Annotated in this window: 28 protein-coding genes; 17 read left to right on the top strand and 11 right to left on the bottom strand. The window is 73.2% G+C overall.

Going from position 1 to position 26,404, the window contains the following annotated elements:
• Position 1 precedes the first annotated feature (1 nt).
• A complete protein-coding gene (locus tag O7602_RS20740) occupies positions 2-1,588 on the bottom strand; it encodes a DUF262 domain-containing protein (protein WP_281584285.1) in 1,587 nt (528 codons plus the stop codon).
• Between the two features lie 144 nt (positions 1,589-1,732).
• Here O7602_RS20740 and O7602_RS20735 point away from each other — a divergent pair, with 144 nt between their 5' ends.
• Both O7602_RS20735 and O7602_RS20730 read left to right on the top strand, forming a co-directional pair.
• Positions 1,733-2,317 (top strand): HhH-GPD-type base excision DNA repair protein, encoded by a 585-nt coding sequence (locus O7602_RS20735; protein WP_281584284.1) that lies wholly within the window; start codon positions 1,733-1,735, stop codon positions 2,315-2,317.
• A 3-nt stretch (positions 2,318-2,320) separates the two neighbouring features.
• Entirely contained in the window at positions 2,321-3,547 is a 1,227-nt protein-coding gene (locus O7602_RS20730) for a low temperature requirement protein A (protein WP_281584283.1), read from the top strand.
• A gap of 56 nt (positions 3,548-3,603) precedes the next feature.
• Here O7602_RS20730 and O7602_RS20725 read toward each other — a convergent pair whose 3' ends face one another.
• Positions 3,604-3,915: a hypothetical protein gene (locus O7602_RS20725; RefSeq protein WP_281584282.1), complete on the bottom strand. Its 312-nt coding sequence runs from the start codon at positions 3,913-3,915 to the stop codon at positions 3,604-3,606.
• Complete coding sequence (locus O7602_RS20720; protein ID WP_281584281.1) at positions 3,905-4,216, bottom strand: hypothetical protein; 312 nt, start codon at positions 4,214-4,216, stop codon at positions 3,905-3,907. The genes O7602_RS20725 and O7602_RS20720 overlap by 11 nt, the downstream gene beginning before the upstream one ends.
• A gap of 99 nt (positions 4,217-4,315) precedes the next feature.
• On the opposite strand from O7602_RS20720, the gene O7602_RS20715 reads away from it, so the two are divergent.
• A complete protein-coding gene (locus O7602_RS20715; RefSeq protein ID WP_281584280.1) occupies positions 4,316-4,672 on the top strand; it encodes a DUF3099 domain-containing protein in 357 nt (118 codons plus the stop codon).
• Positions 4,673-4,711: 39 nt separating this feature from the next.
• Here the strand turns inward: O7602_RS20715 and O7602_RS20710 are convergent, their stop codons facing one another.
• Both O7602_RS20710 and O7602_RS20705 read right to left on the bottom strand, forming a co-directional pair.
• Positions 4,712-5,653: a PfkB family carbohydrate kinase gene (locus O7602_RS20710; protein ID WP_281584279.1), complete on the bottom strand. Its 942-nt coding sequence runs from the start codon at positions 5,651-5,653 to the stop codon at positions 4,712-4,714.
• Positions 5,650-6,570, bottom strand: a complete 921-nt coding sequence (locus tag O7602_RS20705) for a pseudouridine-5'-phosphate glycosidase (RefSeq protein WP_281584278.1) — start codon at positions 6,568-6,570, stop codon at positions 5,650-5,652. Before O7602_RS20705 ends, O7602_RS20710 begins: the two co-directional genes overlap by 4 nt.
• 88 nt (positions 6,571-6,658) lie before the next feature.
• On the opposite strand from O7602_RS20705, the gene O7602_RS20700 reads away from it, so the two are divergent.
• The 3 genes from O7602_RS20700 (at position 6,659) to O7602_RS20690 (ending at position 9,483) form a co-directional block, all read left to right on the top strand.
• Positions 6,659-6,877 carry a DUF3039 domain-containing protein gene (locus O7602_RS20700; RefSeq protein WP_091070524.1) on the top strand — a complete coding sequence of 73 codons (219 nt, stop codon included), beginning with the start codon at positions 6,659-6,661 and terminating at the stop codon, positions 6,875-6,877.
• A gap of 40 nt (positions 6,878-6,917) precedes the next feature.
• Positions 6,918-7,568: a TRIC cation channel family protein gene (locus O7602_RS20695; RefSeq protein WP_281584277.1), complete on the top strand. Its 651-nt coding sequence runs from the start codon at positions 6,918-6,920 to the stop codon at positions 7,566-7,568.
• A 244-nt stretch (positions 7,569-7,812) separates the two neighbouring features.
• A complete protein-coding gene (locus tag O7602_RS20690; RefSeq protein WP_281590437.1) occupies positions 7,813-9,483 on the top strand; it encodes a DEAD/DEAH box helicase in 1,671 nt (556 codons plus the stop codon).
• Between the two features lie 146 nt (positions 9,484-9,629).
• Here the strand turns inward: O7602_RS20690 and O7602_RS20685 are convergent, their stop codons facing one another.
• Together O7602_RS20685 and O7602_RS20680 are read right to left on the bottom strand one after the other, a co-directional pair.
• Positions 9,630-9,863, bottom strand: a complete 234-nt coding sequence (locus tag O7602_RS20685) for a hypothetical protein (protein ID WP_278175105.1) — start codon at positions 9,861-9,863, stop codon at positions 9,630-9,632.
• Positions 9,864-10,110: 247 nt separating this feature from the next.
• Positions 10,111-11,721, bottom strand: a complete 1,611-nt coding sequence (locus O7602_RS20680) for an RNA polymerase sigma factor (protein WP_281584276.1) — start codon at positions 11,719-11,721, stop codon at positions 10,111-10,113.
• Between the two features lie 286 nt (positions 11,722-12,007).
• Between O7602_RS20680 and O7602_RS20675 the strand changes: the two genes are divergently transcribed.
• Positions 12,008-12,829 carry an inositol monophosphatase family protein gene (locus O7602_RS20675; RefSeq protein WP_281584275.1) on the top strand — a complete coding sequence of 274 codons (822 nt, stop codon included), beginning with the start codon at positions 12,008-12,010 and terminating at the stop codon, positions 12,827-12,829.
• Between the two features lie 79 nt (positions 12,830-12,908).
• On the opposite strand, the gene O7602_RS20670 is transcribed toward O7602_RS20675, so the two are convergent.
• Complete coding sequence (locus tag O7602_RS20670) at positions 12,909-13,424, bottom strand: LytR C-terminal domain-containing protein (RefSeq protein ID WP_281590435.1); 516 nt, start codon at positions 13,422-13,424, stop codon at positions 12,909-12,911.
• 437 nt (positions 13,425-13,861) lie between these two features.
• On the opposite strand from O7602_RS20670, the gene O7602_RS20665 reads away from it, so the two are divergent.
• Together O7602_RS20665 and O7602_RS20660 are read left to right on the top strand one after the other, a co-directional pair.
• Positions 13,862-14,158: a DUF4193 domain-containing protein gene (locus O7602_RS20665; RefSeq protein ID WP_013284790.1), complete on the top strand. Its 297-nt coding sequence runs from the start codon at positions 13,862-13,864 to the stop codon at positions 14,156-14,158.
• A gap of 210 nt (positions 14,159-14,368) precedes the next feature.
• The gene (locus tag O7602_RS20660; RefSeq protein WP_281590433.1) at positions 14,369-15,097 is read left to right on the top strand and encodes a hypothetical protein; all 729 of its coding nucleotides are present in this window, start codon (positions 14,369-14,371) and stop codon (positions 15,095-15,097) included.
• Positions 15,098-15,205: 108 nt separating this feature from the next.
• Here O7602_RS20660 and O7602_RS20655 read toward each other — a convergent pair whose 3' ends face one another.
• Positions 15,206-15,697: a DUF3093 domain-containing protein gene (locus tag O7602_RS20655; RefSeq protein ID WP_281584274.1), complete on the bottom strand. Its 492-nt coding sequence runs from the start codon at positions 15,695-15,697 to the stop codon at positions 15,206-15,208.
• An 85-nt stretch (positions 15,698-15,782) separates the two neighbouring features.
• Here O7602_RS20655 and dut point away from each other — a divergent pair, with 85 nt between their 5' ends.
• The 4 genes from dut to O7602_RS20635 all read left to right on the top strand — a co-directional run bounded on the left by dut (position 15,783) and on the right by O7602_RS20635 (position 18,162).
• Complete coding sequence (gene dut / locus O7602_RS20650; protein ID WP_281590432.1) at positions 15,783-16,280, top strand: dUTP diphosphatase; 498 nt, start codon at positions 15,783-15,785, stop codon at positions 16,278-16,280.
• Positions 16,281-16,305: 25 nt separating this feature from the next.
• Positions 16,306-16,926 carry a DUF3710 domain-containing protein gene (locus tag O7602_RS20645; RefSeq protein ID WP_281584273.1) on the top strand — a complete coding sequence of 207 codons (621 nt, stop codon included), beginning with the start codon at positions 16,306-16,308 and terminating at the stop codon, positions 16,924-16,926.
• 172 nt (positions 16,927-17,098) lie between these two features.
• Positions 17,099-17,479, top strand: coding sequence for an OB-fold nucleic acid binding domain-containing protein (locus O7602_RS20640; protein ID WP_281584272.1), 381 nt, complete (start codon positions 17,099-17,101; stop codon positions 17,477-17,479).
• The gene (locus O7602_RS20635; RefSeq protein ID WP_281584271.1) at positions 17,476-18,162 is read left to right on the top strand and encodes a DUF3159 domain-containing protein; all 687 of its coding nucleotides are present in this window, start codon (positions 17,476-17,478) and stop codon (positions 18,160-18,162) included. Before O7602_RS20640 ends, O7602_RS20635 begins: the two co-directional genes overlap by 4 nt.
• A gap of 13 nt (positions 18,163-18,175) precedes the next feature.
• On the opposite strand, the gene O7602_RS20630 is transcribed toward O7602_RS20635, so the two are convergent.
• Both O7602_RS20630 and O7602_RS20625 read right to left on the bottom strand, forming a co-directional pair.
• Complete coding sequence (locus O7602_RS20630) at positions 18,176-18,865, bottom strand: TrkA family potassium uptake protein (protein ID WP_281584270.1); 690 nt, start codon at positions 18,863-18,865, stop codon at positions 18,176-18,178.
• Positions 18,866-18,868: 3 nt separating this feature from the next.
• Positions 18,869-19,534: a TrkA family potassium uptake protein gene (locus O7602_RS20625; RefSeq protein ID WP_281584269.1), complete on the bottom strand. Its 666-nt coding sequence runs from the start codon at positions 19,532-19,534 to the stop codon at positions 18,869-18,871.
• Between the two features lie 157 nt (positions 19,535-19,691).
• On the opposite strand from O7602_RS20625, the gene O7602_RS20620 reads away from it, so the two are divergent.
• The 4 genes from O7602_RS20620 to dxs all read left to right on the top strand — a co-directional run bounded on the left by O7602_RS20620 (position 19,692) and on the right by dxs (position 26,236).
• Positions 19,692-21,740: an APC family permease gene (locus O7602_RS20620; RefSeq protein WP_281584268.1), complete on the top strand. Its 2,049-nt coding sequence runs from the start codon at positions 19,692-19,694 to the stop codon at positions 21,738-21,740.
• Between the two features lie 56 nt (positions 21,741-21,796).
• Positions 21,797-23,035, top strand: a complete 1,239-nt coding sequence (locus O7602_RS20615; RefSeq protein WP_281584267.1) for a TRAM domain-containing protein — start codon at positions 21,797-21,799, stop codon at positions 23,033-23,035.
• A 63-nt stretch (positions 23,036-23,098) separates the two neighbouring features.
• On the top strand, positions 23,099-24,241 hold the full coding sequence (locus O7602_RS20610; RefSeq protein ID WP_281584266.1) for an anhydro-N-acetylmuramic acid kinase: 1,143 nt from the start codon (positions 23,099-23,101) through the stop codon (positions 24,239-24,241).
• A gap of 48 nt (positions 24,242-24,289) precedes the next feature.
• Positions 24,290-26,236 carry a 1-deoxy-D-xylulose-5-phosphate synthase gene (gene dxs / locus O7602_RS20605; RefSeq protein ID WP_281584265.1) on the top strand — a complete coding sequence of 649 codons (1,947 nt, stop codon included), beginning with the start codon at positions 24,290-24,292 and terminating at the stop codon, positions 26,234-26,236.
• Positions 26,237-26,404 lie beyond the last annotated feature (168 nt).

Here is a 26,404-nt window from a genome sequence, read left to right as displayed (position 1 = left end):
CTCAGGCGACCTGCCGGAGGATGTCGGCCGTGGCCCGCCCGTCCCGCGCGCCCCACTCGGCCATCCGGTTGACGTGGTCGGTGATGGTCCGCTCGCACACGCCTCCCCGAAGGTGGAGGAAGCCATCCCAGTCCGCGCGCGCCAGGCGCTCCTGCGCGGCCTCGTCGATCAGATGACTGGCCGCGACCGTCGGTGAGACGGTCGCCATGAGGTCCGCCGTCAGACGCTCCCCGGCTGGCAGGACGAGTCGGTTGGCGATCGTCTGCCTGGCAGGTCCGTCGTCGGGGAGAAACGGACGCAGCGGGCTTCCGTGATCGAGCAGGCGGGTCACGTTGAGAATTTCTCCGCTCGCCGGGTCGCGCGGCTCGGCGGAGAGAAGCCCCAACGTGTTGAGCTTCGTCATCGCGTGATTGAAGTGGACCTTGTCCAGCTCCGCGACGAAGTCCGGGAACTGCTGCACCTGCCGGAGCACGCTCATCGCCGCGGTCTGCGGGTCGGCCGCGTCGACCGCCTCCACCTGGTTGCGTACGTCGGCGACGCCCACACCGCGGGCCCGGCTGCCGGCGACCGCGCTGCGCCACACCCACCTGCGGAGCAGGGTCGCCGGTCGGCCGGTCGGCACCCCGTGCAGACGGATGAAGCGAACCAGGATCGGCAGCACGTGGGAGTAGGGCAGCAGCCTGATGTGCGGGATGCCGCAGGGGCCGCGAAGGAAGTCGACCGCCTCACGCAGCCGCGCGGCCACGTCCCGCAGCGTCTCGGCCGGGTCGTCCTGCGGCCCGAACTCCTGGCGGAAGTCCTCGCGGAAGATGTCTCCACCCCGGTAGGCGAGGACACAGCGCAGGGTCAGCCGATCGTCGAGCGCGCCGAAACCCTGAGTGGCGGGCACCCGGCCGAGATCGTGCAGGGTGCTCAACTCGCCGCCAACGGCACCGGCGTGCAACGCCTGGAACACCTCGGACTTGGTCAATCGTTTGCCGGTGGTGTTCATGCGCGTGAAGATCTCGAGCAGGGCGTTCTCATCTGCCGAATGCACGACATAGGTCGGGATCTGATATTCGCGGATCGCCTTGGCGGCCTGGTCGGCCAGCGCGAGCTGAGCCTCGGAGAGCCAGCCGGAGTTGTCCCGCATCCAGCGCAGCAGGACCGCAGTGTCCAGCAGGAAACTCACCGGGATCCAGGGCCGTGGCGTGCGCTGACGTGCGCCCGCGGTGTGGAATTCGCCGGTGTCGAGGTCGAGATGCACTCGGAAGCGGGGGTCGACAGCGCTATCCGCCCTGGTCAGCGCTCCGACAAGAGACACGATGCGCTGCTGGCCGTCAACGACCCAGAGCGCCGAGGCGGTTTCTGGCGCCTGGACGTCCAGCGGCCCGACCTGAAGCCGTTGGGCCGGTGCCGGACGTTGCCAGAGGAGCAGATTACCGATCGGGAAACCGCGCAGCAGGCTGTCGAAGAGCCGGACGATGTCCGTGCCCTCCCACTTGAACGAGCGCTGGAAGGGTGGGATCCGCACCAGTCCCGCCCTGACGTCCCGGACCAGGTCTTCCGGTGTGCGGTACTCGACGCGGGGTCTCTCCAGACTCGGCACGGCAACCTCCGTTGGGACGACGCACCGAGGGTAACCGTTCCGGTCCTTCCGACCCGTCCATGCGCTCGGTGTCGCCGCGGCGCGGGCAGGGGCGAGTGCGTGTCTCGTCGAACCCGCATGGTCGGCGGGGTCTGTTGCGGGACCATGTCTGTCATGACGTTGTCCTTGCCTATCGATCCCGCCGCGAATGACTTCCTCCACCGGAACACGCTGGCGCTGCTCCTCGGCATGGTGCTGGACCAGCAGGTGCCGATGGAGAAGGCGTTCTCCTCGCCGTACGTGCTGGCGCAGCGGCTCGGCCACGAGCCGGACGCCCGGGAACTGGCCGGGTACGACCCGGAGGCGCTTGTGGAGCTGTTCGCCGGGCCGCCGGCGCTGCACCGCTTCCCCAAGGCGATGGCGGCCCGGACGCAGGAGGTCTGCCGGGCGCTCGTGGAACGCTACGACGGCGACCCGGCCCGGCTCTGGTCGGACGTGACCGACGGCCGGGAGCTGTTGCGCCGGGTCGCCGAGCTGCCGGGCTTCGGTCGGCAGAAGGCGCAGATCTTCGTCGCGTTGCTCGGCAAGCGGTTCGGGGTCACCCCGGCGGGCTGGCGCGAGGCGGCCGGCGACTACGGCGACGCGGAGGCGTACCGGTCGGTGGCGGACGTGACCGACCCGGAGTCGCTGCGCCGGGTACGCGAGTTCAAGCAGCGGGCGAAGGCGGAGGCGAAGGCCGCGAAGGGCTGAGGCGTGAGCGAGCAGCGGGGCGGGGGGCTGCTGCGCACCATGTCCAGCCCCAACCGGGCCACCTTCCTGGAGCTCTTCTTCGACCTGGTCTTCGTCTTCGCGCTGACCCGGGTGTCGCAGCGCATGGTGGCCGACGTCGACGGTGGGCACATGGCGGCCGACGTCGGGCGGACTCTGCTGCTCTTCCTGGTGCTCTGGCACGTCTGGACCATCACCACCTGGGTGACCAGCCGGTACGAGCCGGAGCGCGTGATCATCCAGGCGGTCGTGGTCGGCGTCATGTTCGGCAGCCTGGTGCTCGGGGTGACGCTTCCCCGCGCGCTTGAGGAACGGGCGCTGGCGTTCGCGCTCGCGTACGTGGTGATGATGGTCGGGCGTCCGCTGGTGTTGGCGGCGGCGTTGCGTGGGCACCCGCGGTGGACGGTGCCGGTGCGGCTGGTCGGCTGGGCGGTGGCGACCACACCGCTCTGGCTGGCCGGCGCGCTGGTGCCCGACCTGCGCCTGCCGCTGTGGGTGGTCGCGCTGGCGGTGGACTATCTGGGCGCGTTCCTGGGCTGGCCGCTGCCCCGGCTCGGGGCGTCCCGCATCCGGAGCTGGCTGCTTGCCGGGGAGCACCTGGCCGAGCGTTACCAGCAGATCTTCCTCATCGCGCTCGGCGAGTCGATCCTGGTGATCGGCGTGTCCTACAGCGGGGAGCGGTTCTCCGCCCGGTCGGCCGCCGCGTTCGCGCTCGCGTTCGGTGTCACCGCGTTGCTCTGGCGGCTCTACTTCCACCGGGCCGGATACCTGCTCGCGGAGGCGTTGCGGCTGGCCGGCGCGCCGGGGCGGCTGGCCGAGTCGGCCGCACAGACCCACCTGTTCATGGTGCTCGGCGTGCTGAGCGCCGCGGTCGGCTACGAGTTGGTCATCGCCCACCCGTTCGTGGCGGCCGATCCGGGCCGGCTGGTCTTCGTGGTGGGCGGCCCGGCGGTGTTCCTGGTCGCCCGCTCCCGCTTCGAGTACGAGATCTTCGGCCGGGTCTCCCGCTCCCGAGTGGTCGCGCTGGTGGCGCTGCTGCTGCTCGCGCCCGTGCTGACCGTCGGGCCGGCCCTGCTGGCGCTCGGCATGGTGGCCGGCGTGCTGGCGCTCGTCGTCCTCGCGGACGCGCGGCGCGCCCGGGGACGGCCGCCGGAGTCCTCCGCCTCGCCGGTGGGGCGGGAGGCCATCGACGAGGCCGGGCCCGAGGCGTGAGCGCTCAGGCCGGGCCCGAGGCGTGAGCGTTCAGGCCGGGCGCGAGGCGTGAGCGCTCAGGCGGCGTTGGGGCGGGACAGCGAGGCCAGCGCGCGGCGCACGTCCGCGAGCGAGACGGTGGCCGAGTCGTCCAGGTCGGCCAGACCGGCTTCGATCCACTGCCGCATCAGTGTGGTCACGCCGATGCCGCGCGCGTCGGCGGCGGCCCGGACCCGGTCGTACGTCTCCAGCGGAAGGCGTACCGACCGGCTGACCATCGGCACGTCGGTGTCGGGGGTGGGCAGCTGCGCCGGCGACGTCTCGTCGATCAGGTCGGCGAACCCGTCGCCACCGGCGTGGAACCGCTTGGTCGCCTCGTCACGGTGCATGGTGACCGCCTCCTCGTCGGCGTGACCTCCGCACCGCGTCGTCGTAGCGCTTGGCCTCGACGTCGCTCAGTTCGCGGGCGGAGAGGATGTCCCAGTCGTTGTCGGTGCCGTCGGCCTCGGCCAGCAGCACGGCGAGACGCCGGCCGCGGTGGTCGGTGGCGTAGACCACCATGACGTCGTCGCCGAGGTGCCGGATGACCCGGCGGTGGCTGTGCAGGGCCTCCCAGACTTCCCCGGGTGTGACGTCGTAGACCCGCAGGTTCGCCAGCGCCTCGTCGGTGAAGCTGAACCGGTTGGCCACAGGGCGCAGCGTACCACGGGCGTAACACGTGGCCGGATCTTGGTCGATCGCCCGCGGGTAGTGACAGGATGGGGCGTATCCCCTCGTAGGAGGTCAGTGGTGAAGCGTCAGGCCTACCAGCCGATCCTGATCACCGACGCCCGGCGCAGCCAGGACGACCAGCTCAACAGCCGGCAGAAGCGCTACGTGCTGATGATGGCCGTCCGGGTCGCCTGCCTGGTGGCGGGCGCGATCCTGGTCGGCGTCAAGGCCCCGCTGCTCTGGCTCTGGCTGCCGCTCTGCGCCCTCGGCATGGTGCTCATCCCGTGGCTCGCGGTGCTGCTCGCGAACGACCGCCCGCCCAAGGAGGAGCACCGGCTGGCCACCCGCTTCCAGCACCGGGGCCGGGACGAGACCCCGCCGATGGCACTGCCCACCGAGGAACGCGCGCACAAGGTCATCGACGCCGAGCCCTGACCGGTCCGGCCGCGTCGACGCCCGGACCGGTCCGCCGGCTCAGGGCGTGGGTCGGGCGCCCACCGTGGTCACGGCCAGGGCGCCGAGGTCGCCGGCGCGGGCCAGGGCGGCACGCGGACCGGCGCCGGCCAGCCAGGCGGTGAGCAGCCCGGCGGCGAACGCGTCCCCCGCGCCGGTCACGTCCACCACGGCCACCCCGGGCGCCGGGGCCGCCTCCACCCGACCGCCGCGCTCCACCCAGACCGCCCCGGCCGCGCCGCGTTTGACCACCACCCGGTGCGCCACCGAGGTCAACGCCCGCGCCTGCGCCGCCGGGTCCAGGCCGCCGGCCAGCACCGTCGCCTCGTCCGTGTTGACAAGCAGCAGGTCGACGTCGCGTACCCAGGTCAGGAACGACCCGCCGACGCGCCGCAACGGCGCCGCGGAGGCCGCGTCGACGCTGACGGTCAGCCCGCGTTCGCGGGCGGCGGCCAGCGCGCGCAGGCCCGCGCCGCGCGACCCGACGTCCAACAGGGTGTACGCGGACAGGTGCAGATGCCCGGCGTCGGGCGCCGCGGCCAGGGCGGTGTCCACGTGCGCCGCGGTCAGCCGCAGGTTCGCGCCCCGCTGGCTGATCATGGTGCGCTCCCCGTCGTGGGCGAGCACGATCACCGTGCCGGTCGGGTAGCCCTCGTGCCGCTCCACCGCGCACTCCACGCCGACCCGGGTCAGCTCGGCGACCCGTTCCCGGCCGGTCTCGTCGTCGCCCACGGCGGCCACGAGCGTCACGGCCGCGCCCTGGCCGGCGAGCCAGGCCGCGGTGTTGGCCGCCTGCCCGCCGCCGCTGAACCGGATCCCGGCGGCGGTGTCCGAGCCGGTCGCGAGCGGCCCGGACAGCATCGCGACCACGTCGGTGATCACGTCGCCCACCACGACGACGCGCGGGGAACCCGCGCCCGGAAGACCGGGAGTGGGCTCACGGCGCTCGGTGCGTCCGCTCATGGGGTGCCGGCCGCGGCAACCGCGATCCGCGCCGCTAGGTCGGCGTTACGCAGGATGATCCGGACGTTCACCGCCAGGCTGGCGCCCTCGGTGGCGGAGTGGAAGTGCGCCAGCAGGAACGGGGTGACGGCCTTGCCGGTGATCCCCTCGCGGGCCAGCGCGGCCAGCCCGTCGGCGAGGGTGCGGTCGTGCAGCGCCGGGTCGAGCTGCTCGTCGGCCGGCAGCGGGTTGGCCACCACCAGCCCACCCCGGTGCACGCCGTGCGCCGCCCGGGCGGCCAGCACGTCGGCCACCCGCTCCGGGGAGTCCACCGACCAGTCCAGGTCGAAGCCGGAGTCGGTGAGATAGAACCCGGGGAACCGGCGGGTGCGGTAACCCACCACGCCCACCCCGAGCGTCTCCAGCCGTTCCAGGGTGGCGCCGGTGTCGAGGATCGACTTCACCCCGGCGCACACCACCGTGATCGGGGTACGGGCCAGCGTGACCAGGTCGGCCGACTCGTCGAACGTCTGCGCCGCCTCCCGGTGCACGCCGCCCAGCCCGCCGGTGGCGAACAGGTCGATCCCGGCCGCCGCCGCCACCGCGCTGGTGGCCGCGACCGTGGTGGCGCCGTCCGCGCCGGTCGCCGCCGCCGGTGCCAGGTCGCGGACCGAGAGCTTGCTCACTCCGTCGACCGTGGCGAGGCGGGTGAGTTGGGCGTCGTCCAGGCCGACCCGCAGCTCGCCGCCGACCATGCCGATGGTGGCCGGGACCGCGCCCGCGTCGCGGACCGCCTGCTCGATCTGCCGCGCCACGCGCAGGTTGTCCGGTCGGGGGAGTCCGTGCGAGACGATGGTGCTCTCCAGCGCGACGACCGGACGCCCGGCGCGCAGGGCGTCGGCCACCTCACCACCGAGGCTGATGCGAAAGTTGGTCACGTCCGTTACGGTACGGGCCGCCCGCGGGGTGGCCTGTGGTGGACCCGACCCGGCCGGCCTGCAAAACTGGGAAGCCGGAGGTGGGGACGTGAGCACTGAGATTCTCGAACGCCCGGAGCAGAAGGACGCCGACACCGGCCCCGAGATGTTCCACTACGTGCGTAAGGACAAGATCGCCGAGAGCGCGGTCATGGGCACGTACGTCATCGCGTTGTGCGGGGAGACCTTCCCGGTGACCAAGGCCGCCAAGCCCGGTTCCCCGGTCTGCCCGAAGTGCAAGGAGATCTACGAGTCCTGGGGCGAGTGACCGCGGGCGGCTCCGCCGCCCGCCCACGTAACCTGCGGCGGTGACCACCTCCACCGCCCTGCTCCTCGCCGACCTCACCGGCGTGGCGGTCTTCGCCGCCTCCGGCGCCTCCGCGGCGGTGGTCAAACGGCTCGACCTGTTCGGGGTGGTCTTCGTCGGCGTGGTCGCCGCCCTCGGCGGTGGGATCTTCCGCGACCTGGTCATCGACGAGGTGCCCCCGCTGGCGTTCGCCGACTGGCGGTACGCGGTCACCGCGGCGGTCGTCGCCGCCGTCGTGTTCCGGTCGCATCCCCAGCTCGCCCGCCTGCGCACCACCGTGCTGGTGCTCGACGCGGCCGGGCTGGCCCTGTTCACCGTCACCGGCACGCTCAAGGCGCTCGACGCGCACGTGCCGGCCGTCGGCGCCTGCATGATCGGCATGCTCACCGCGATCGGCGGTGGCCTCGGCCGGGACCTGCTCACCGGTGAGATCCCGGTGGTGCTGCGCCGGGAGATCTACGCCGTGGCCGCGCTCGCCGGCTCGATCGTGGTGGCACTGCTGTCGACGTACGGACAGGCCACCGCGCCGACGCTCACCGGAGCGGCGGTCTTCGTCTTCGGGCTGCGCCTGATCTCGCTGCGCCGGCGCTGGTCCGCCCCGGTGGCGACGCTGCGCCCACCACGCACCGGCGCGCGCGGGCCGGAGCGGTAGAACCCTCCCGCACGGGGGTGGGCGGATGTGCCAGGCGTGGCGTCGGGTGGGGCGGAACGTCCCCGCTGGTTATGCTGAGTCGGCCTTCGCGGCACGGGATGCGCGAGGGCGTTTTGATGGGCGGCGGCCCCCGGTGGCCCCGGTCGGGCCCGTCGCCGTCCGCGGCGGAGAGGAGCTGACCGTGCCACCCCGGTTGCCGGTGCTCGACACGTTCCCGCCCCTGCGTTCGTGGCAGCGCAGGGCGATGGTGGAATACCTGCGCCGCCGGGCCGAGGACTTCACCGCGGTCGCCACGCCCGGCGCCGGAAAGACCACCTTCGCCCTGCGGATCGCCGCCGAGCTGCTCGCCGACGGCACCGTCGAGGCGGTCACCGTGGTCGCGCCGACCGAGCACCTGAAGACCCAGTGGGCCCAGGCCGCGGCCCGGGTGGGCATCCAGTTGGACGCCGCGTTCCGCAACGCCGACCTGCACTCCGCCGCCGACTTCCACGGCGCGGTGGTCACCTACGCCCAGGTCGGCATGGCGCCGCAGGTGCACCGCCGGCGCACCATGACCCGCCGGACCCTCGTCATCCTCGACGAGATCCATCACGCCGGCGACGCCCGGACGTGGGGCGACGGCGTCAAGGCGGCGTTCGAGCCCGCGGTACGCCGGCTGATGCTCACCGGCACGCCGTTCCGCTCCGACGACAACCCGATCCCGTTCGTCAGCTACGAACGGGGCGGGGACGGGCTGCTGCGGTCCCGCGCCGACTCCGTCTACGGCTACGCCGACGCGCTGCGCGACGGCGTGGTCCGGCCGGTGCTGTTCCTGGCCTACTCCGGGGAGACCCGGTGGCGCACCAACGCCGGCGACGAGTTGGCCGCCCGGCTCGGCGAGCCGATGACGCAGGACCTGATCGCGCAGGCGTGGCGGACCGCGCTCGATCCGGCCGGTGACTGGATGCCGCAGGTGCTGCGCGCCGCCGACGCCCGGCTGAGCGTGCTGCGGGCCAACGGGATGCCGGACGCGGGCGGCCTGGTGATCGCCAGCGACCAGCAGGTGGCCCGCGCCTACGCGAAGCTGTTGGAGCAGGTGACCGGCGAGAAGGCCGCCGTGGTGCTCTCCGACGACCAGGGCGCGTCCGCCCGGATCGCGACGTTCGCGGAGTCCGAGCAGCGGTGGCTGGTGGCGGTGCGGATGGTGTCCGAGGGCGTGGACATCCCCCGGCTGGCCGTCGGGGTGTACGCGACGAGCGCCAGCACCGCGCTCTACTTCGCGCAGGCGATCGGCCGGTTCGTCCGGGCCCGCCGTCCGGGCGAGACCGCCTCGGTGTTCCTGCCGAGCGTGCCGCACCTGCTCGGGTTGGCGAGCGAGATGGAGATCGAGCGGGACCACGTGCTCGGCAAGCCCAAGGACCGCGAGGGCTTCGACGACGACCTGCTGGAGCGCGCCCAGCGCGACGACGGCGCCAGCGGCGAGCTGGAGAAGCGGTTCGCCGCGCTCTCCGCGACCGCCGAGCTGGACCAGGTGATCTTCGACGGCGCGTCGTTCGGCACCGCCGCCCAGGCGGGCACGCCGGAGGAGGAGGAATATCTCGGTCTGCCCGGTCTGCTCACCGCCGACCAGGTTTCGCTGCTGCTGACCAAGCGGCAGGCCGATCAGCTCGCCGCGCAGCGCCGCCGGGCAGCCCAACGGACCGCTGAGCCGGCCGCTGCGGCCCCCGTGGCGGCGCCCCCTCCGATGAGTGCGGCCCAGCGTCGAGTGGCCCTACGGCGGCAGCTGAACGCCCTGGTGGCCGCCCGGCACCACCACACCGGCCAGCCGCACGGCAAGATCCACGCCGAGTTGCGCCGGCTCTGCGGCGGCCCGCCCAGCGCCCAGGCGACGATAGAGCAGCTGGAGGAACGCATCGCCACCGTGCAGACCCTGTAAGGCGGGGGCCCCGCTTAACGCCTCCGGTAGAGGCGGGGGCCCCGCTTAACGCACACCTGTCACGCCCTGGGCACGACGAACCGGCCGGAGGCACCCGCGGTGGGTGCCTCCGGCCGGTTATGTCGCGTTGCGGATTGTTTGTCGGCTCAGTTCGCCATCAGATCGGCGCCCCGCCAGCTGAACTCCGGGTCCGTCGCGTAGCGCACGGTGATCTTCACGAGATCCTCCGCGTACTTGTTCGCGTGGTGCCCACAGAACACCAGCTCACTCCCACCCGACAGGGTGATCCGGAGCTTGCCGGCAGCATTACAGCGGTCGCACCGTTCATCGGCGGCCGGGGGGCTCACCGTCTCGGGCGGCGGCGTGAGGGTCGGGGTCATCGCCTTCCTCCTCTGGTCGTCACCGATGAACACACTCGTCGGTCGTTGCTCACCTATCGTGCAACACCCATCTCGGGCCCTGCCTTCCCTGTGTGCCCGCGGGGGACCGAGGTCACACCTGGCGTGGAAGACAGTGTGCCGTGCACCAAGGGTGCCACGTCAACGATCACAAACAGGCAACCGACGGATCAACTATCGGTGTTCTACGGCTGGTGATCAAACCGACACGACTGGTTGACGTGCGCGGTCAGTCCAGGTAGTCGCGGAGCACCTGGGAACGCGAGGGGTGCCGCAACTTGGACATGGTCTTGGATTCGATCTGCCGGATGCGCTCCCGGGTCACGCCGTACACCTGGCCGATCTCGTCCAGGGTGCGGGGCTGGCCGTCGGTGAGACCGAAGCGCAGGCGCACCACACCCGCCTCACGCTCGGACAACGTCTGGAGGACCTGCTGGAGCTGGTCCTGGAGCAGCGAGAACGACACGGCGTCGACCGCCACCACGGCCTCGGAGTCCTCGATGAAGTCGCCGAGTTGGCTGTCGCCCTCGTCGCCGATGGTCTGGTCGAGCGAGATGGGCTCCCGAGCGTACTGCTGGATCTCCAGCACCTTCTCGGGTGTGATGTCCATCTCCTTGGCGAGCTCCTCCGGGGTGGGCTCGCGGCCCAGGTCCTGGAGCAGCTCGCGCTGGATCCGACCGAGCTTGTTGATCACCTCGACCATGTGCACCGGGATGCGGATGGTGCGGGCCTGGTCGGCCATGGCGCGGGTGATGGCCTGGCGGATCCACCAGGTGGCGTACGTGGAGAACTTGTAGCCCTTGGTGTAGTCGAACTTCTCGACGGCGCGGATGAGGCCGAGGTTGCCCTCCTGGATCAGGTCGAGGAAGGCCATGCCCCGCCCGGTGTAGCGCTTGGCCAGCGAGACCACCAGTCGGAGGTTCGCCTCCAGCAGGTGGTTCTTGGCCCGCTCGCCGTCCCGGGAGATCCACATCAGGTCACGCTGCATGTCGCGGACGAGCTTCTCCTCGCCCTCGTCGGCGGCGCGCAGCCGCTCCGCGGCGTAGAGGCCGGCCTCGATCCGCTTGGCGAGCTCGACCTCCTGCTCGGCGTTGAGCAGCGGGACCTTGCCGATCTGCTTCAGGTAGGCCCGGACCGAGTCGGCGGAGGCGGTCAGCTCGGCGTCGCGACGCGCCTGCTTGAGCGCCTCGGACTCCTCGTCGTCCCACTCGAAGTCGTTGTCGGTGGCGGAGCTCGCCGCGTCCGCCGCGGCGGCCTGGGCCAGCTCGGCCGGCTCCTCGACCACCACGTCCTCGATCTCGGCGGCCAGCTCCTCCGGATCGACCTCGCCCTCGGCGCCCTCGCCCTTGGCGCCGGCCTTGCCCGGCTTGGCCGCGGCGGTCTTGGCGGCCACGGTGGCCTTCGTGGCCCGGGTCGTCCTGGTGGCCTTCGCCGGGGCGGCGGCCTTGGCGGCCACCTCGGCGGTGGTGCCGGCGGCCTTGCGCGCCGTCGCCTTGCGTGGCGCCGGAGCGGGGGCCTCCTCGGCGGCGGGCGCCTGCTTCGGGGCGGGCGCGGCGGCCTTCTTGGTGGTCTTGGCGGTGGTGGCCCGGGAAGCCGGAGTGGCGGACCGGGCCGCGGCGACCCGGCGACGGGTGCTGGCGGAGCCGTCCACCACCACCGTCACGCCCGCCTCGGAGAGCGCGCGGAGGATCTTCTTGGCCTGGGCCGGGGTCACCTCGGCGGACTCGACGGTGCGCGCGAGCTGGGCCGACGTGAGCTGGCCGCCGGCGCTCTGCGCGTGGGCGATCAGGGTGTCGGTGAGCGAGCGAACGTCGGCGCCGGTCTGGCGGGGTTCTGTCACGAATGACCTTCCGGAGGCGAAGAGCGAGCACGGCCGGGTCGTCCGGCGCAGCACGAACGGCCGTGCCGGGCGAGTCTTTGAGGAACCCCCGTGTCCCGGTCCGTCCGGTCGCTGGCGGTCCGTGGCGCGTGGGCAGGGTGAATTGTAACGCCGTCTGCCGCGATCATCCCGCGCCGCACGGCGTACCGCCGGTCCGGGACCGCCGAATCGGCGCAGATGTGGACTTTGTAAGGATGATAACCACGCGCGGACCGGGCGGACCCGATCGCGCGGGAAGGGGACAAACATGATCACCTCGGCGCCCACGCCGCGGGAACTGCTCACGATCGCCGTCGAGGTGGCCCGGGACGCCGCCGCCACCGCCCACCGGATGCGCGCCGAGGGCGTCTCGGTGGCCGCGACCAAGAGCACGGTGACCGACGTGGTCACCGCCGCCGACCGGGCGGTGGAGCGGCAGGTGCGCGACGCGCTGCGGGAGCGGCGGCCCGGCGACGCCGTGCTCGGCGAGGAGTACGGCGCGGGGGTGACCGGCCCGGCCGCGCCGGACGGGGTGCGGTGGATCGTCGATCCGATCGACGGCACCGTGAACTACCTCTACGGCCTGCCCTACTGCGCGGTGTCGCTCGCCGCCGAGGTGGCCGGCGAGGTCGTCGCCGGCGTGGTGCGCAACGTGTTCACCGGCGAGGAGTGGACGGCGACCGCCGGCGGCGGGGCCTGGCGGGACGACCGTCGGTTGCGCTGCTCCGCCGAGACCGACCTGGGACAGGCGCTCGTCGCCACCGGTTTCGGGTACGACGCCGGTCGCCGGTCGCACCAGGCCCGGGTGGTCGCCGAGCTGATCGGGCACGTGCGGGACATCCGCCGGATGGGCGCGGCGGCGCTCGACCTCTGCCTGGCCGCCGAGGGACGGGTGGACGCCTACTTCGAGAAGGGGCTGGCCGCCTGGGACCTCGCCGCGGGCGGGCTGGTCGCCCGGGAGGCCGGACTGCTGGTGACCGGCCTGTCCGGTCGGCCGGCCGGACCGGACCTGGTGCTCGCCGCGCCGCCGGCGCTGCACGCGCCGCTGCACACCCGGCTCGCCGACCTGGACGCCTCCGGCGGCCCCTGACCGGTATGCGCCGACGCGGCCCCCGGCTGAAACGTCCGGGGGCCGCGTCGTCATCGGGGCCGGCGGACCGGCCCGGCGGTCACTTCTCGACCGGCATCGGACACGTCTCGGGCGGAGCCTCGGGAGCACCCAGGTCACCGAGCGACTGGTTCACCTCGGTGGTGGTGGCCAGCTGCTGGAAGCCGTTGCCGAGGACCACGTCGACGGTGTCGTCCTTGCGGTCCGGCTGGAACACCCGCTCGGCGTTGTTGAGGAAGTAGGCCCGCAGCAGGTGGGCCGAGCCGACACCCTTCGGGCCGAAGCGCAGCACCGCCACGCCGTCGACCTCCTTCTTCTCGTTGCCGACCTTCTTGACCTGGAACTTTCGGTTGCGGAAGTCGTCCGCGACGCCACTGGCCCGGCCGGCCTCGTCGGTGGCGTTGTAGACGTTGATCTTCACGTCTTTCTGCTCGCGCAGCCGCAGGTCGACAAGCGGCCAGCCGTCCGGGCAGCCGGCCGCGGTGCCGGCCTCGCCCTGACTGTCGCGGAGGACGGCGATGAACACGAAGACCAGGGCGATGACCGCCAGCAGTCCGACGACAACGAGTGCCCGCACTCGCGCAAAACTCATCCTGGGCGCTCCCCGGACAGTGATTGGGTGGCGGCGGCCGCCGCGGTCGGGCCGCGTCTGTCGGCCGTCGAAGTACGCCGCTGAGGTTAACCCTTGTCCGGCTCCCGCGTGGAAACAGTCCGACATGCCGGCGCGCCACCGGAGGAACGGGTAGGACTACCCCTATCTTCGTGTCGCCTGAGTCACATTGGGAACAACTTCGGGCTTTGGGGCGTACATCTCTCCCGCGAGGGCGGTATACATGCCTCGCCCAAGGGGGGGTAAGGTTCCGCGCTCGCCGGGGGGTTCCGCTCCGGCGAACCCGACCCAACGGTCGTCGGGTCGGGTGCCCGACACAGATGGTGGCCGGCCAGGGGAACCGAAACGGCGTCGTCCGGCGTTACAACCGGCAGCGACCATATCGATATTGGAGAGTGAAACCGATGGCCACCGACTACGACGCCCCGCGTCGCGACGAGGTCGACCTCGGCGAGGACAGCCTGGAAGAGCTCAAGGCCCGGCGGGTCGACTCACAGTCGGGCGCCGTGGACGTCGACGAGGCCGAAGTGGCCGAGAGCTTCGAGCTGCCCGGCGCCGACCTGGCCGACGAAGAGCTCACGGTCAAGGTGCTCCCGATGCAGCAGGACGAGTTCAGGTGCGCCCGCTGCTTCCTGGTCCACCACCGCAGCCAGCTGGCGGTCGAGCGCAACGGCGACCTGATCTGCCGCGAGTGCGTCTGATCCCGAGCCGGGACACCGGCGGCGGCCTCGTCGACGAGGCCGCCGCTGTTCGAGCTGCCGTGCGACGGTGGCGGGAAGCTGCTTGACTCGTACGGGCGGCTGCCACGCCGCGCGGAGGAGGGCGGACGGGTGAGCGAGCGCAGCGAGCGGGCCGACGAGACCGACCGGACGCCGGCCCCGGAGCCGGGACCGGCACCGTCCGGCGCGGAACTGGGTGCCACGGTCGCCGCCCTGACCGCCGACGACATCGCTCCGGCCCGCCGCCGGCAACTGCTGGTCCGGCTGGTCGGCCAGGCCCGCGCTCGCGGCCTCACCGACCTGTTCAAGCCCAGAGCGGCGCTGCGCTGGATGACGGACACCGTCGCCGAGGTCGCGCCGCACGTGCCGATCCGTGACCTCGCCACGCTGCGGCGGCACTTCCCCGGCCTGGACGACGACGCGCTCGCCGACCGACTGGTCCGCAACGCGTCCCGGGCCACCGCCGGCATCGGCGCGGCCGGCGGCGGCGTCGCGGCGGTCGAATGGGCGGTCACGCCTACCCTGCTCTCCGCGCCGGTCCTGCTGGCCGCCGAGACGGTCGCCGTGGTGGCGATCGAGCTGAAGCTGATCGGTGAACTGCACGAACTGCACCGGATGCCGCTGCCCACCGGTGGGACCGCGCGCACCGTGGCGCTCGTGCAGTCCTGGGCCGGCCAACGGGGGATCAACCCGATGATGCCCGGCGTCGGGGTGAGCGCCGTGCTGGGCACCGCCGCCCGCCGCGAGTTGCGGGACAGCCTGTTGCGTCGATTCGGCCGCAACCTCACCACGCTCGGCCCGTTCCTGACCGGCGCCGCGGTGGCCGGTTACCTCAACCGGCGGGCCACCCGGGCGCTCGGCGAGCATCTGCGCAAGGACCTGCGGCACGCCGCCCGAGGGCTCCCCGGCAAGCCGACCTGACCACCCCCACCTTCGAGGGGATGATCATGAACTTGGCGGCGGCGGGGAGCGCTCTCCCACGCGCTAACTTCATGATCGCCGGCAAGGTCGGCCGTGGGTGGGGTGGGCTCAGGCCGCGTCGCGGGCGGCCAGCAGCGCGGCGGCCAGCTCCGTCGGGCGTCGGGTGCTGACCACCCAGAACGGGGTGGGATCCGCCGGGTCGTCGAGCACCACCTGGACCGCGCCGCCGATCCACGGGCGCTGCACCACGAAGGCGAGCGGGTCGGCGCCGACGCCGAGCACCTCGCGCCGGCCGGCGGCGTCCAGCGGCACCGCGTCCGCGACGTACCGCACCGGCAGGTGGGCGTCGTCGACCCGCAGCTCGCCGTCGCGTACGGCGACCGGGATCCGGCCCAACCACCACAGGGCGGCCACCGTGCCGGGGACCAGCAGCAGGAACGGCAGCCAGGCCCGGAGGCCGGTCGCGCCCAGCCACAGCTCGGCGGCGAGCAACCCGGCCACGGCCAGCCCCGCGGGCCAGGCCCACCAGGGCAGCCCGAGACGCTCCGCGTAGGGCGCGGGGGCGGCCGTCGGGGCGGCCGGGGACGACGACTGACGCACCCTGCGAGGGTACGGCGCGCCGCCGACCGGTCAACCGGCAGGATGGCAGGGTCACCCCGCGAGGACCGGACGGAAGAGGATGACCGTGACAGATGTGGTGCCCGTGCCCGTACGGCAGCTCGACCCGGAGTTGCCGCTGCCGGCGTACTCCCATCCCGGCGACGCCGGCGCGGACCTGATGGCCGCCGCGGACGTGGAGCTGCCACCCGGCGGCCGGGCCCTGGTGCCCACCGGGGTGGCGGTGGCGTTGCCGCAGGGGTACGTCGGGCTGGTCCACCCCCGGTCGGGACTGGCCGCCAGGCTCGGCGTGACGGTGCTCAACGCGCCCGGTACGGTCGACGCCGGCTACCGGGGTGAGATCCTGGTCAACCTGATCAACCATGATCGGGACACGCCGGCGCGGATCAGCCGGGGCGACCGGATCGCGCAACTCGTGGTCCAGCGGGTCGCCCGGGCGGAGTTCGCGCCGGTGGCCGAGCTGCCCGCGTCCCGACGCGGGACCGGCGGGCACGGATCCACCGGCGGGCACGCCGGGCTGGTTCCGGCTCCGGCCGGCGGGCAGAGCGAAGAGGTGGCAGGGTGAGTGCGAACAGCGGAGGGTGGGCGCAGTGATCTTCTCTCGGAAGCGGGCCGACGAGGCGCGTGACAACGGGGTCCTCGACGCCGAGGAGACCCCGGCGGCGCCGGCCCGCGGCCCGTACGACGTCAGCGAGGCGCCCGACGCGCCCCGGCTCGACCTGGGCAGCCTCCAGATCCCGGCGGTGCCGGACGTGGAGGTGCGGGTGCAGGCCGACCCGCAGGGCGTGATCCAGCAGGTGGTGCTGGTGCACGGGCAGAACGCGCTCCAGCTCGGCGTGTTCGCCGCGCCCCGCTCCGAGGGCATCTGGGACGAGGTGCGCGAGGAGATCCGCACGTCGCTGGCGAACGACGGCGCGGTGGCCCAGGAGGTCGAGGGGGAGCGCGGCGCCGAGCTGCGCGCCCGGGTGCGTACCCCGGAGGGGGTGACCGACCTGCGTTTCGTCGGCATCGACGGGCCGCGCTGGATGGTGCGCGGCGTCTTCCAGGGCCAGGCGGCCACCGACCCGGCCGCCTCCGGGCCGCTCGCGGCCTGCCTGGACGGCCTGGTGGTGGACCGGGGCCAGGAGGCCAAGCCGGTCCGCGAACCGCTGCCGCTGCGGCTGCCCCGCGAGGTCGCCGAGCAGCAGGAGGCCGGCGCGCAGGAGGTCTGAGCCACGTCGTGCCGGGCCCGGTCCGTCGGCCTCCGCCGCCGGACCGGGCCCGTCGCACGTCCACCCCCGGGGCGGGCCGCCGGTGCCGCCGGCGGGCCGGATCGGCGTACGCTGGCGGGACGGTTCCGCCCCCTGCGGAGCCCCCGCCGGTGGAGAGGGTGACGCGGAGGTCATGACGACCGACCAGGGTCGGGTGTCGCTGCGGCGGCTCCTGCGACGGCTCACCGCGAGCGAGGCCGAGATCGAGGCGCAGGAGCTGCGCCGGGAGAGCGCCGAGTCCGGCGGCACCCCGACCCACCAGTGCAGCCGGGGTCAGGTGGTCTCGGTGTCCGGGCGGCTGCGCACGGTGGTTTACACGCCGCGCACCAACCTGCCCACGCTTGAGGCCGACCTCTACGACGGCAACGACGTGGTCACGCTGGTGTGGCTGGGCCGGCGGCACATCGCCGGGGTCGAGCCGGGCCGGCACCTCACCGCGCACGGCCGGGTGGCGGTCCGGGACGACCGCAAGGTGATCTACAACCCGCACTACGAGCTGGAGCCGCCGAAGTGACCACCGGACAGCAGCACACTCCGTCGGGACTCGACCCGCAGGACGAGGAGCGGCTGCCCAGCATCGCCGAGCAGATGGCCGACCAGCTCGGCGGCTGGCGCGGGCTGGTCGAGTCGAGCATCCCGGTGGTGGTCTTCGTGATCGCCAACATGGTGGGCGAGCTGCGCCCCGCACTGATCGCCGCCATCGCGGTGACGCTGCTGATCGCCGCGGTGCGGTTGATCCAGCGCCGGCCGGTGCGGCACGCGGTCAACGGGTTGATCGGCATCGCCATCGGCGCGGCCATCGCCCTGAAGACCGGTAACGCCCGCGACTTCTACCTGCCGGGCATCGTGCAGGGCATCGGCTTGGGGCTGGCGCTGCTGCTGTCGGCGGCGTTCCGGCAGCCGCTGGTCGGCTGGCTCTGGTCGGTGCTGGTGGCCAAGGGGCGCTCCGAGTGGCGCGACGACCCGAAGCTGGTGCGCACGTTCACCCAGCTCACCGTGCTCTGGGGCGTGGTGTGGCTGGCCAAGGTCGGCGTGCAGGCCGGGCTCTACCTGGCCCACCAGGACACCGCGCTCGGCGTGGCCCGGCTCGCGCTGGGCTACCCGCCGTACGCGCTGCTGCTGCTGATCACGGTCTGGGTGGTGCGCCGGGTCACCCGGGAGGGCACCACCACCGTCACGCCGCTGCCGGGGGCCTGAGCCCCGCCGTTCGTCAGGCGCGTCCGCGCTGCCGTTCGGTGCTCTCCGGGCCGAGGATCACCGCGCGCACCTCGTCCTCCACCTCGGCGGTGCAGACGAACACCAACTCGTCGCCGGCCTCGATCGGGTCGTCCGGGGTGGGCACCAGCACCCGCTTGCCGCGCAGGATCGCCACCAGCGCCGCGTCCCGGGGGATCGGCACCGCGTGGATCGGCTGCCCGACGTACGGCGCGGTCGGTGGCAGGGTGATCTCCACCAGGTTGGCCTCGCCCTGCCGGAACGTCATCAGCCGGACCAGGTCGCCGACGGTGACCGCCTCCTCGACGAGCGCCGCCATCACCCGTGGCTTGCTGACCGCGACGTCCACGCCCCACTGCTCGGTGAAGAGCCACTCGTTCTCCGCCCGGTTGACCCGGGCCACCACCCGGGGCACCGCGAACTCGGTCTTGGCCAGCAGCGAGACGACCAGGTTGACCTTGTCGTCGCCGGTGGCCGCCACCACCACGTCGCAGCCGGCGACGTCGGCCTCCTCCAGGCTGGCCAGCTCGCACGCGTCGGCGAGCACCCAGTCGGCGGTCGGCACCCGGTCGGGCCGCAGCATCTTGGGCTGCCGCTCGATCAGCATCACCTGGTGGCCGTTGTCGATCAGCTCCTGGGCGATCGAGCGGCCCACGTTGCCGGCGCCGGCGATGGCGATCCGCATGGCTCAGAGCCCCCCTTCCGGCGGCGCCGCCGCCACCGACGTGACCGAGGCGACGATGTCGTCGGTCACCAGCATGAAGACCTGGTCGCCCTCCTGCACCACGGTGGAGGCGGTGGGCAGGGTGCCGATCCCGAACCGGGTCAGGTAGGCCACCCGGGCGCCGGCGGACTCCTCCAGCAGCCGCAACGGCTGGCCGATCCAGTCCTTGTGCACCGGCACCTCGATGATCGACACCGTGCTGGTGAGGTCCCGGAAGATCTCCACGTTGCCCTCGGGGACCAGGTGGCGCAGCATCCGGTCGGCGGTCCACCTGACGGTCGCCACGGTCGGGATGCCGAGGCGCTCGTAGACCTGGGCGCGCCGCTGGTCGTAGATGCGGGCCGCGACCCGGGACACGCCGAACGTCTCCCGGGCCAGCCGGGCCGAGATGATGTTGGAGTTGTCGCCGCTGGAGACCGCGGCGAACGCGTCGGCCCGCTCGATGCCGGCCTCGCGCAGCACCTCGCCGTCGAAGCCGGCGCCGGTGACCGTGATGCCGGCGAAGTCGGGCCCGAGGCGGCGGAACGCGTCCGCGTCCTGGTCGATCACCGCCACCGAGTGCCCCCGGGACTCCAGGCTCTGCGCGAGGGTCGACCCGACCCGGCCACAGCCCATGATCACGACATGCACGGTGTCCGCTCCTCCCACGGTGCCGCCCGCCGACCCGTCGTCTGCGAGCCTGCCACGTCCCCGCCCCCGACGGGGCACCGACCGTACCGTGCGGGCGCGCGCGGGGGTGATCAGCCACCCCACCGTCCCGCCTGCGGTGGCCGTACGCTTGTCGGTTGTGGCCAGCCCCACCTCGCTGCTGAAGCGACTCCTCCTCGGTCGACCGTTCCGGTCCGACCGCCTCCAGCACACGTTGCTGCCGAAACGCATCGCGCTGCCGGTCTTCGCCTCCGACGCGCTGTCGTCCGTGGCCTACGCGCCGGACGAGATCCTGCTGACGCTCTCCATCGCCGGCGCCTCGGCGTTCTTCTTCTCGCCGTGGATCGCCCTCGCCGTCGTCGTGGTGATGCTGACCGTGGTGGCGAGCTACCGGCAGAACGTGCACGCCTACCCCTCCGGCGGCGGCGACTACGAGGTCGCCACCGTCAACCTGGGGCCGCGGGCCGGCCTCGCGGTCGCCAGCGCGCTACTCGTCGACTACGTGCTCACCGTGGCGGTGTCGGTCTCCTCCGGGGTGGCGAACCTCGGCTCGGTGGTGCCGTTCGTGGCCACCCACAAGGTGCTCATCGCGGTGAGCGCGGTGGTGCTGCTCACCGCGATGAACCTGCGCGGCCTGCGCGAGTCGGGCACCGCGTTCGCCATCCCCACCTACGGGTTCGTCATCGTCATCGGCGGCATGCTGCTGACCGGGTTCGTGCGGATCTTCGTGCTCGGCGACGACCTGCGCGCCCCCAGCGCCGGCCTGGAGATCCACGCCGAGCACAGCGTGACCGGGTTCGCGCTGATCTTCCTGCTGCTGCGCACGTTCTCCTCCGGCTGCGCCGCGCTCACCGGCGTGGAGGCGATCTCCAACGGGGTGCCGGCGTTCAAGACCCCGAAGTCGAAGAACGCGGCGACCACGCTGTTGCTGCTCGGCACCATCGCGGTCAGCATGCTGGTCGGCATCATCCTGCTGGCCCGCTGGACCGGCCTGCAGTTCGTCGAGAGCCCGAGCCAGATCGTCTCCGGCCCGGACGGGTACGTGCAGAAGACGGTCACCGCGCAGCTCGGCGAGACCGTGTTCGGCGGCGGCTCGGTGCTGCTCTACGTGGTGGCCGGGATGACCGCGCTGATCCTGTTCCTGGCCGCGAACACCGCGTTCAACGGCTTCCCGGTGCTCGGCTCGATCCTGGCGCAGGACCGCTACCTGCCCCGGCAACTGCACACCCGGGGCGACCGGCTGGCGTTCTCCAACGGCATCGTCTTCCTCGCGGTCTCCGCGGTGGTGCTGATCGTCGGCTTCCAGGCCGAGGTGACCCGGCTCATCCAGCTCTACATCGTCGGCGTGTTCGTCTCGTTCACGCTCTCCCAGGCCGGCATGATCCGGCACTGGAACCGGCACCTGCGCACCGAGCGCGACCCGGAGGCCCGGCGGCGGATGGTCCGCTCCCGGGCGATCAACGCGTTCGGCATGGCCATGACCGGCGTGGTGCTGATCATCGTGTTGGTCACCAAGTTCCTGCTCGGCGCCTGGATCGCGATCGTCGCCATGGCGGTGATGTACGTGGTCATGCTCGGCATCCGCCGCCACTACGACCGGATCGCCGCCGAGCTGGAGCCGACCGAGCAGCGGGCCGTGCTGCCCGCCCGTAACCACGCCATCGTGCTGGTCAGCAAGCTGCACAAGCCCACGCTGCGGGCCGTCGCGTACGCCCGGGCCACCCGGCCGGACACGCTCACCGCGGTCACCGTCAACGTGGACGAGCAGGACACCCGGGACCTCCAGGCCGACTGGGAGCGGCGGGAGCTGCCGGTGCCGCTGACCGTGATCGACTCCCCGTACCGGGAGATCACCCGGCCGATCCTCAACTTCGTCGCCTCGGTCCGCCGTGACTCACCGCGCGACGTGGTCACCGTCTTCATCCCCGAGTACGTGGTGGGCCGCTGGTGGGAGAACCTGCTGCACAACCAGAGCGCGCTGCGGCTCAAGGGCCGGCTGCTGTTCGAGCCGGGGGTGATGGTGACGAGCGTGCCGTGGCAGCTCGCGTCCACCGCCAGCAAGAACCTGGACCGCCTCGACGCCACGCTGAGCCGCGGTCCGGCCCGTGGCCCCCGGGTGGCGCCGCAGAGCACCCTGCCGCCGCCGGTCGACGCCACGCCTCCCGGCGAGCCGGGAGACCGGCCGTGAGCGCGAGGAGTGAGCCGGTTTTGCGAGCCCCGCAGTCGCGAACGAAAGGAGACGCTGTGACCGCGGATCCACGTCCCGGGCTGGAGGAGGCCGAGCGGGTCGAGCTGACCGTCGACGCGGTCGCCCCCGGCGGGCACTGCGTGGCCCGGGTCGGCGGCCAGGTGGTCTTCGTCCGGCACGCGCTACCAGGCGAGCGGGTGGTGGCCGAGGTGACCGAGCTGCACCGGGGCTTCGCCCGGGCCGACGCGGTGGAGATCGTCACCGCCGCGCCGGACCGGGTCACCCCGCCCTGCCCGTACGCCCGGCCGGGCGCCTGTGGCGGCTGCGACCTCCAGCACGTCGCCCCGGCCGCCCAGCTCGACTGGAAGGTCGCGGTGGTGCGCGAGCAGCTCATCCGGCTCGGCGGCCTCACCGACGCGGCGGTGGACGCGCTCGGCGTCCGGGTCGAGGCGTTGCCCGGCGGGCCGCTGGGCTGGCGCTCCCGGGTCCGTTACGCGGTCGACGCCACCGGCCGGGCCGGGCTGCTCAAGCACCGCTCGCACGAGGTGGTGCCGATCGACCGCTGCCTGATCGCCCACCCGGCGATCCAGGAGCTGCCGGTGCTGCCGCCCACCGGGGCGCGCTGGCCGGACGCCGACGCGGTGGAGGCGGTCGCCAGCAGCGGCGGGGACGTCGCCGTCGTCGCGTACGCCGACGGGGTCGCCACCGCCGTGCGCGGGCCGGAGCGGGTCCGGGAGGCGGCGGCCGGGCGGTCGTTCACGCTGCCCGCGTCCGGTTTCTGGCAGGTGCACCCGGCCGCCGCGGACGCCCTGGTCGGCGCCGTGCTCGACCTGCTCGACCCGCGGCCCGGCGAGACCGCCTGGGATCTGTACGGCGGGGCCGGGCTGTTCGCCGCCGCGCTCGCCGGCCGGGTCGACGGGGCCCGGCTGACGGTGGTCGAGTCGGCCCCGGACGGGGTGGCCGCGGCCCGGACGAACCTGGCCGACCTGGCCGGCGTCGAGGTGGTCGCGGCGCGGGTGGAGACCGCGCTGGCCCGCCGCCGGATCACCGGCCCGGTCGACCTGGTGGTGCTCGACCCGCCGCGCTCCGGCGCGGGCGCGGCGGTGGTACGCGGTGTGGTGGCCGCCGGGCCACGGGCCGTCGCGTACGTGGCCTGCGACCCGGCCGCGTTCGCCCGGGACGTGCGCACGTTCGCCGAGGCGGGCTGGCGGCTGACCGAGTTGCGCGGATTCGACCTGTTCCCGATGACCCAGCACGTCGAGCTGGTCGGCCTGTTCCTGCCCCCGGCGTGTTAAGAAGGGGCCCTTCCGCTACCGGAAACGTTAAAAGGGGGCCCCTCCTTGCGCATCGTCGGGTTGATGTCGGGGACGTCGTGTGACGGCGTCGACGTCGTCGCGGGGGAGTTCCGCCTCGACGGGGAGACGTTGCGGTTGCGGGCGCTCGGGCACCGCGAGCTCGCCTACCCGGACGACCTGCGGGGCGAGATCGAGGCGCTGCTGCCGCCGGCGGCCACCACGATCGAGGCGGTCTGCCGGCTGGACAACCGGCTCGGCGAGGTGTTCGCCGAGGCGGCGGCGCTCGGCGTCGAGCTGGCCGGCGGCGCGGCCGACGCGGTCGTCTCGCCCGGGCAGACCGTCTTCCACTGGGTCGAGGGCGGCCGGGCGCGGGGCACCCTCCAGCTCGGCGCGCCGGCCCGGGTGGCCGCGCGGGTGGGCGTACCGGTGCTGCACGACCTGCGCTCCGCGGACGTGGCGGCCGGCGGGCAGGGCGCGCCGCTGGTCCCGGCGTTCGACGCGCTGCTGCTGGACGCCGGCACCTCCCCGCGCGCCGCGCTGAACCTGGGCGGCATCGCGAACCTCACCGTGGTCGCGCCCGGGGCGCCGGTCCTCGGGTACGACGTGGGCCCGGCCAACGCGCTGCTGGACGCCGCCGCCCGGCGTTTCCTGGGCCGGCCGTGCGACGTCGACGGGGCGCGGGCCGCGGCCGGCCGGGTGCACGGGGCGCTGCTGGCCCGGCTGCTCGCCGAGCCCTACTACGCCGCGCCGCCGCCCAAGTCGACGGGCAAGGAGCTGTTCCACGGCGGCTACCTGGACGCCGCGCTGGCCGGCGTCGGCGAGCCGGTGACCGCCGACGACGTGCTGGCCACGCTCACCGAGCTGACCGCCCGCACGGTCGCCGACGCCTGCGACCGGCACCGGGTCACCGAGGTGGTGGCCGCCGGTGGGGGAGTGCGGAATCCCACACTTCGGACACGGCTGGCCGCGCTCGGGGCGGGGCGCTGGCGGCTGCGCGTCACCGACGAGCTGGGCGTGCCGGCCCAGGCCAAGGAGGCGTACGCGTTCGCGCTGCTGGGCTGGCTGAGCTGGCACGGGCTGCCCGGGGCGGTGCCCTCGGTGACCGGCGCGTCCCGGCCCGCCGTGCTCGGCTCCTGGACCCCGTCCGGGCCGCCGTTCAAGGCGTCGACACCGACGCCGCCGCGCCGGCTGGTGGTGGCGTCCTGAGCCACGGCTCGGCTGCGGACTGTGCCACGGCCGATAGACTCTCCGGTCATGAGTGTTGAAGAGGGCACGGCCAACCACGGTCGGCTGCTGGGCACCGTCCGTGGGCCGCAGGACGTGAAGCGGATGACCGCCGAGCAGCTGGACATCCTCGCCGCCGAGATCCGTGACTTCCTGATCGCGAAGGTCTCCCGCACCGGCGGGCACATCGGCCCCAACCTGGGCGTCGTCGAGCTCACGCTGGCCATGCACCGGGTGTTCGACTCCCCGCGCGACCGGCTCCTCTTCGACACCGGTCACCAGGCGTACGTACACAAGATCCTCACCGGCCGGCAGGAGGGCTTCGACAAGCTCCGCCAGCGCGGTGGTCTCTCCGGCTACCCCAACCAGGCGGAGAGCGAGCACGACCTGATTGAGAACTCGCACGCCTCCACCGCGCTGTCCTACGCCGACGGCCTGGCCAAGGCGTATGCGCTGCGCGGCGAGAAGCGGTCCGTGGTGGCCGTGGTCGGCGACGGCGCGCTCACCGGCGGCATGTGCTGGGAGGCGCTGAACAACATCGCCACCGCCGGCAACCCGCTGGTCATCGTGGTCAACGACAACGGCCGGTCCTACTCGCCCACCATCGGCGGTCTCGCCGACCACCTGTCGTCGCTGCGGCTCAACCCCGGCTACGAGAAGGTGCTCGACACCGTCAAGGACGCGCTCGGCAACACCCCGTTCGTCGGCAAGCCGATGTTCGAGGTGCTGCACGCGGTCAAGAAGGGCATCAAGGACGCGGTCGCCCCGCAGGCCATGTTCGAGGACCTGGGCATCAAATATGTGGGCCCGGTCGACGGCCACGACGTGCCCGCGGTCGAGGCGGCGCTGCGCGCGGCGAAGAACTTCGGCGGCCCGGTGATCGTGCACGCGGTCACCCGCAAGGGCTACGGCTACCGTCCCGCCGAGGACGACGAGGCGGACTGCCTGCACGGCCCCGGTGGCGCCTTCGACGTGGAGACCGGCCAACTGGTCGCCGCGCCGTCAGTGAAGTGGACCCACGTCTTCGCCGACGAGCTGGTCCGGATCGCCGACGAGCGTCCCGACGTGGTCGGCATCACCGCCGCGATGGCCGGGCCCACCGGCATCGCCACGCTGGCCCGCAAGCATCCAGAGCGGGTCTACGACGTGGGCATCGCCGAGCAGCACGCGGCCACCTCCGCCGCCGGCCTGGCCATGGGCGGCCTGCACCCGGTGGTCGCCGTCTACGCCACGTTCCTCAACCGCGCCTTCGACCAGGTCCTGCTGGACGTGGCGATGCACAAGCTGCCGGTCACGTTCGTGCTGGACCGCGCCGGCATCACCGGCCCCGACGGGCCCAGCCACTACGGCATCTGGGACATGTCGGTCTTCGGCGTGGTGCCGGGCCTGCGGATCGCCGCGCCCCGCGACTCGGCCACGGTGCGCGAGGAGTTGCGCGAGGCGATCGCCGTCGACGACGGCCCGACCATCCTGCGTTTCCCGAGCGGCACCGTCGCCGCCGACCTGCCGGCCGTGCGCCGGGTCGGCCCGGTCGACGTGCTCGCCGAGTCCGCGCGTACCGACGTGCTGCTGGTCGCGGTCGGCTCCTTCGCCGGCCTCGGCATGGAGGTCGCCGCCCGGGTCGCCGAGCAGGGCTACGGCGTCACCGTGGTCGACCCGCGCTGGGTCCGGCCGATCCCGGCCGAGCTGGTCGAACTGGCCGCCGGGCACCGGCTCGTGGTCACCGTCGAGGACGGCGTCCGGGTCGGCGGCGTCGGCTCCGCGCTGGCCCAGGCGATGCGCGACGCCGACGTCCGGGTGCCGGTCCGGGACCTCGGCGTACCGGCCGACTGGCACCCGCACGGCACCCGCGCGCAGATCCTCGCCGACCTGGGACTGACCGCACAGGACGTGGCCCGCGACGTCACCGGCTGGATCTCCGGCCTGGACGCCGCCCCGGTCGATCCGGCCACCGACGGGGCCCGCGCGCAGAACTGATCCGGTTACGGGACGGCTGGACGGCGGCCATCGGCGCGCCGCACAAGCACGTGCGGCGCGCCGTCGTGGACGGTCGCGACCCGCTGACATCCAGGCCGTCCCACCCATCGCGCCGCTCCCACATGGCGGGCTCTTCTTCTCGCATTCCGGGAGCGGCAAGATCTTGGA

Origin of the sequence: Micromonospora sp. WMMD1128, from assembly GCF_027497235.1 — a bacterium.
GTDB lineage: Bacteria > Actinomycetota > Actinomycetes > Mycobacteriales > Micromonosporaceae > Micromonospora.
The sequence above is the reverse complement of the archived record's forward strand: the minus strand, read 5'-3'. Positions and strand labels throughout refer to the sequence as shown.

What these genes read in the sequence shown, in the direction of transcription:
- O7602_RS20630 (WP_281584270.1), bottom strand. Translation starts at nt 18,865, where the DNA reads ATGCGGATCGCCATCGCCGGCGCCGGCAACGTGGGCCGCTCGATCGCC.
- O7602_RS20685 (WP_278175105.1), bottom strand. Translation starts at nt 9,863, where the DNA reads ATGACCCCGACCCTCACGCCGCCGCCCGAGACGGTGAGCCCCCCGGCC.
- O7602_RS20610 (WP_281584266.1), top strand. Translation starts at nt 23,099, where the DNA reads ATGTCGGGGACGTCGTGTGACGGCGTCGACGTCGTCGCGGGGGAGTTC.
- O7602_RS20735 (WP_281584284.1), top strand. Translation starts at nt 1,733, where the DNA reads ATGTCTGTCATGACGTTGTCCTTGCCTATCGATCCCGCCGCGAATGAC.
- O7602_RS20640 (WP_281584272.1), top strand. Translation starts at nt 17,099, where the DNA reads ATGACGACCGACCAGGGTCGGGTGTCGCTGCGGCGGCTCCTGCGACGG.
- O7602_RS20725 (WP_281584282.1), bottom strand. Translation starts at nt 3,915, where the DNA reads ATGCACCGTGACGAGGCGACCAAGCGGTTCCACGCCGGTGGCGACGGG.
- O7602_RS20690 (WP_281590437.1), top strand. Translation starts at nt 7,813, where the DNA reads ATGGTGGAATACCTGCGCCGCCGGGCCGAGGACTTCACCGCGGTCGCC.
- O7602_RS20665 (WP_013284790.1), top strand. Translation starts at nt 13,862, where the DNA reads ATGGCCACCGACTACGACGCCCCGCGTCGCGACGAGGTCGACCTCGGC.
- O7602_RS20710 (WP_281584279.1), bottom strand. Translation starts at nt 5,653, where the DNA reads ATGAGCGGACGCACCGAGCGCCGTGAGCCCACTCCCGGTCTTCCGGGC.
- dxs (WP_281584265.1), top strand. Translation starts at nt 24,290, where the DNA reads ATGAGTGTTGAAGAGGGCACGGCCAACCACGGTCGGCTGCTGGGCACC.
- O7602_RS20675 (WP_281584275.1), top strand. Translation starts at nt 12,008, where the DNA reads ATGATCACCTCGGCGCCCACGCCGCGGGAACTGCTCACGATCGCCGTC.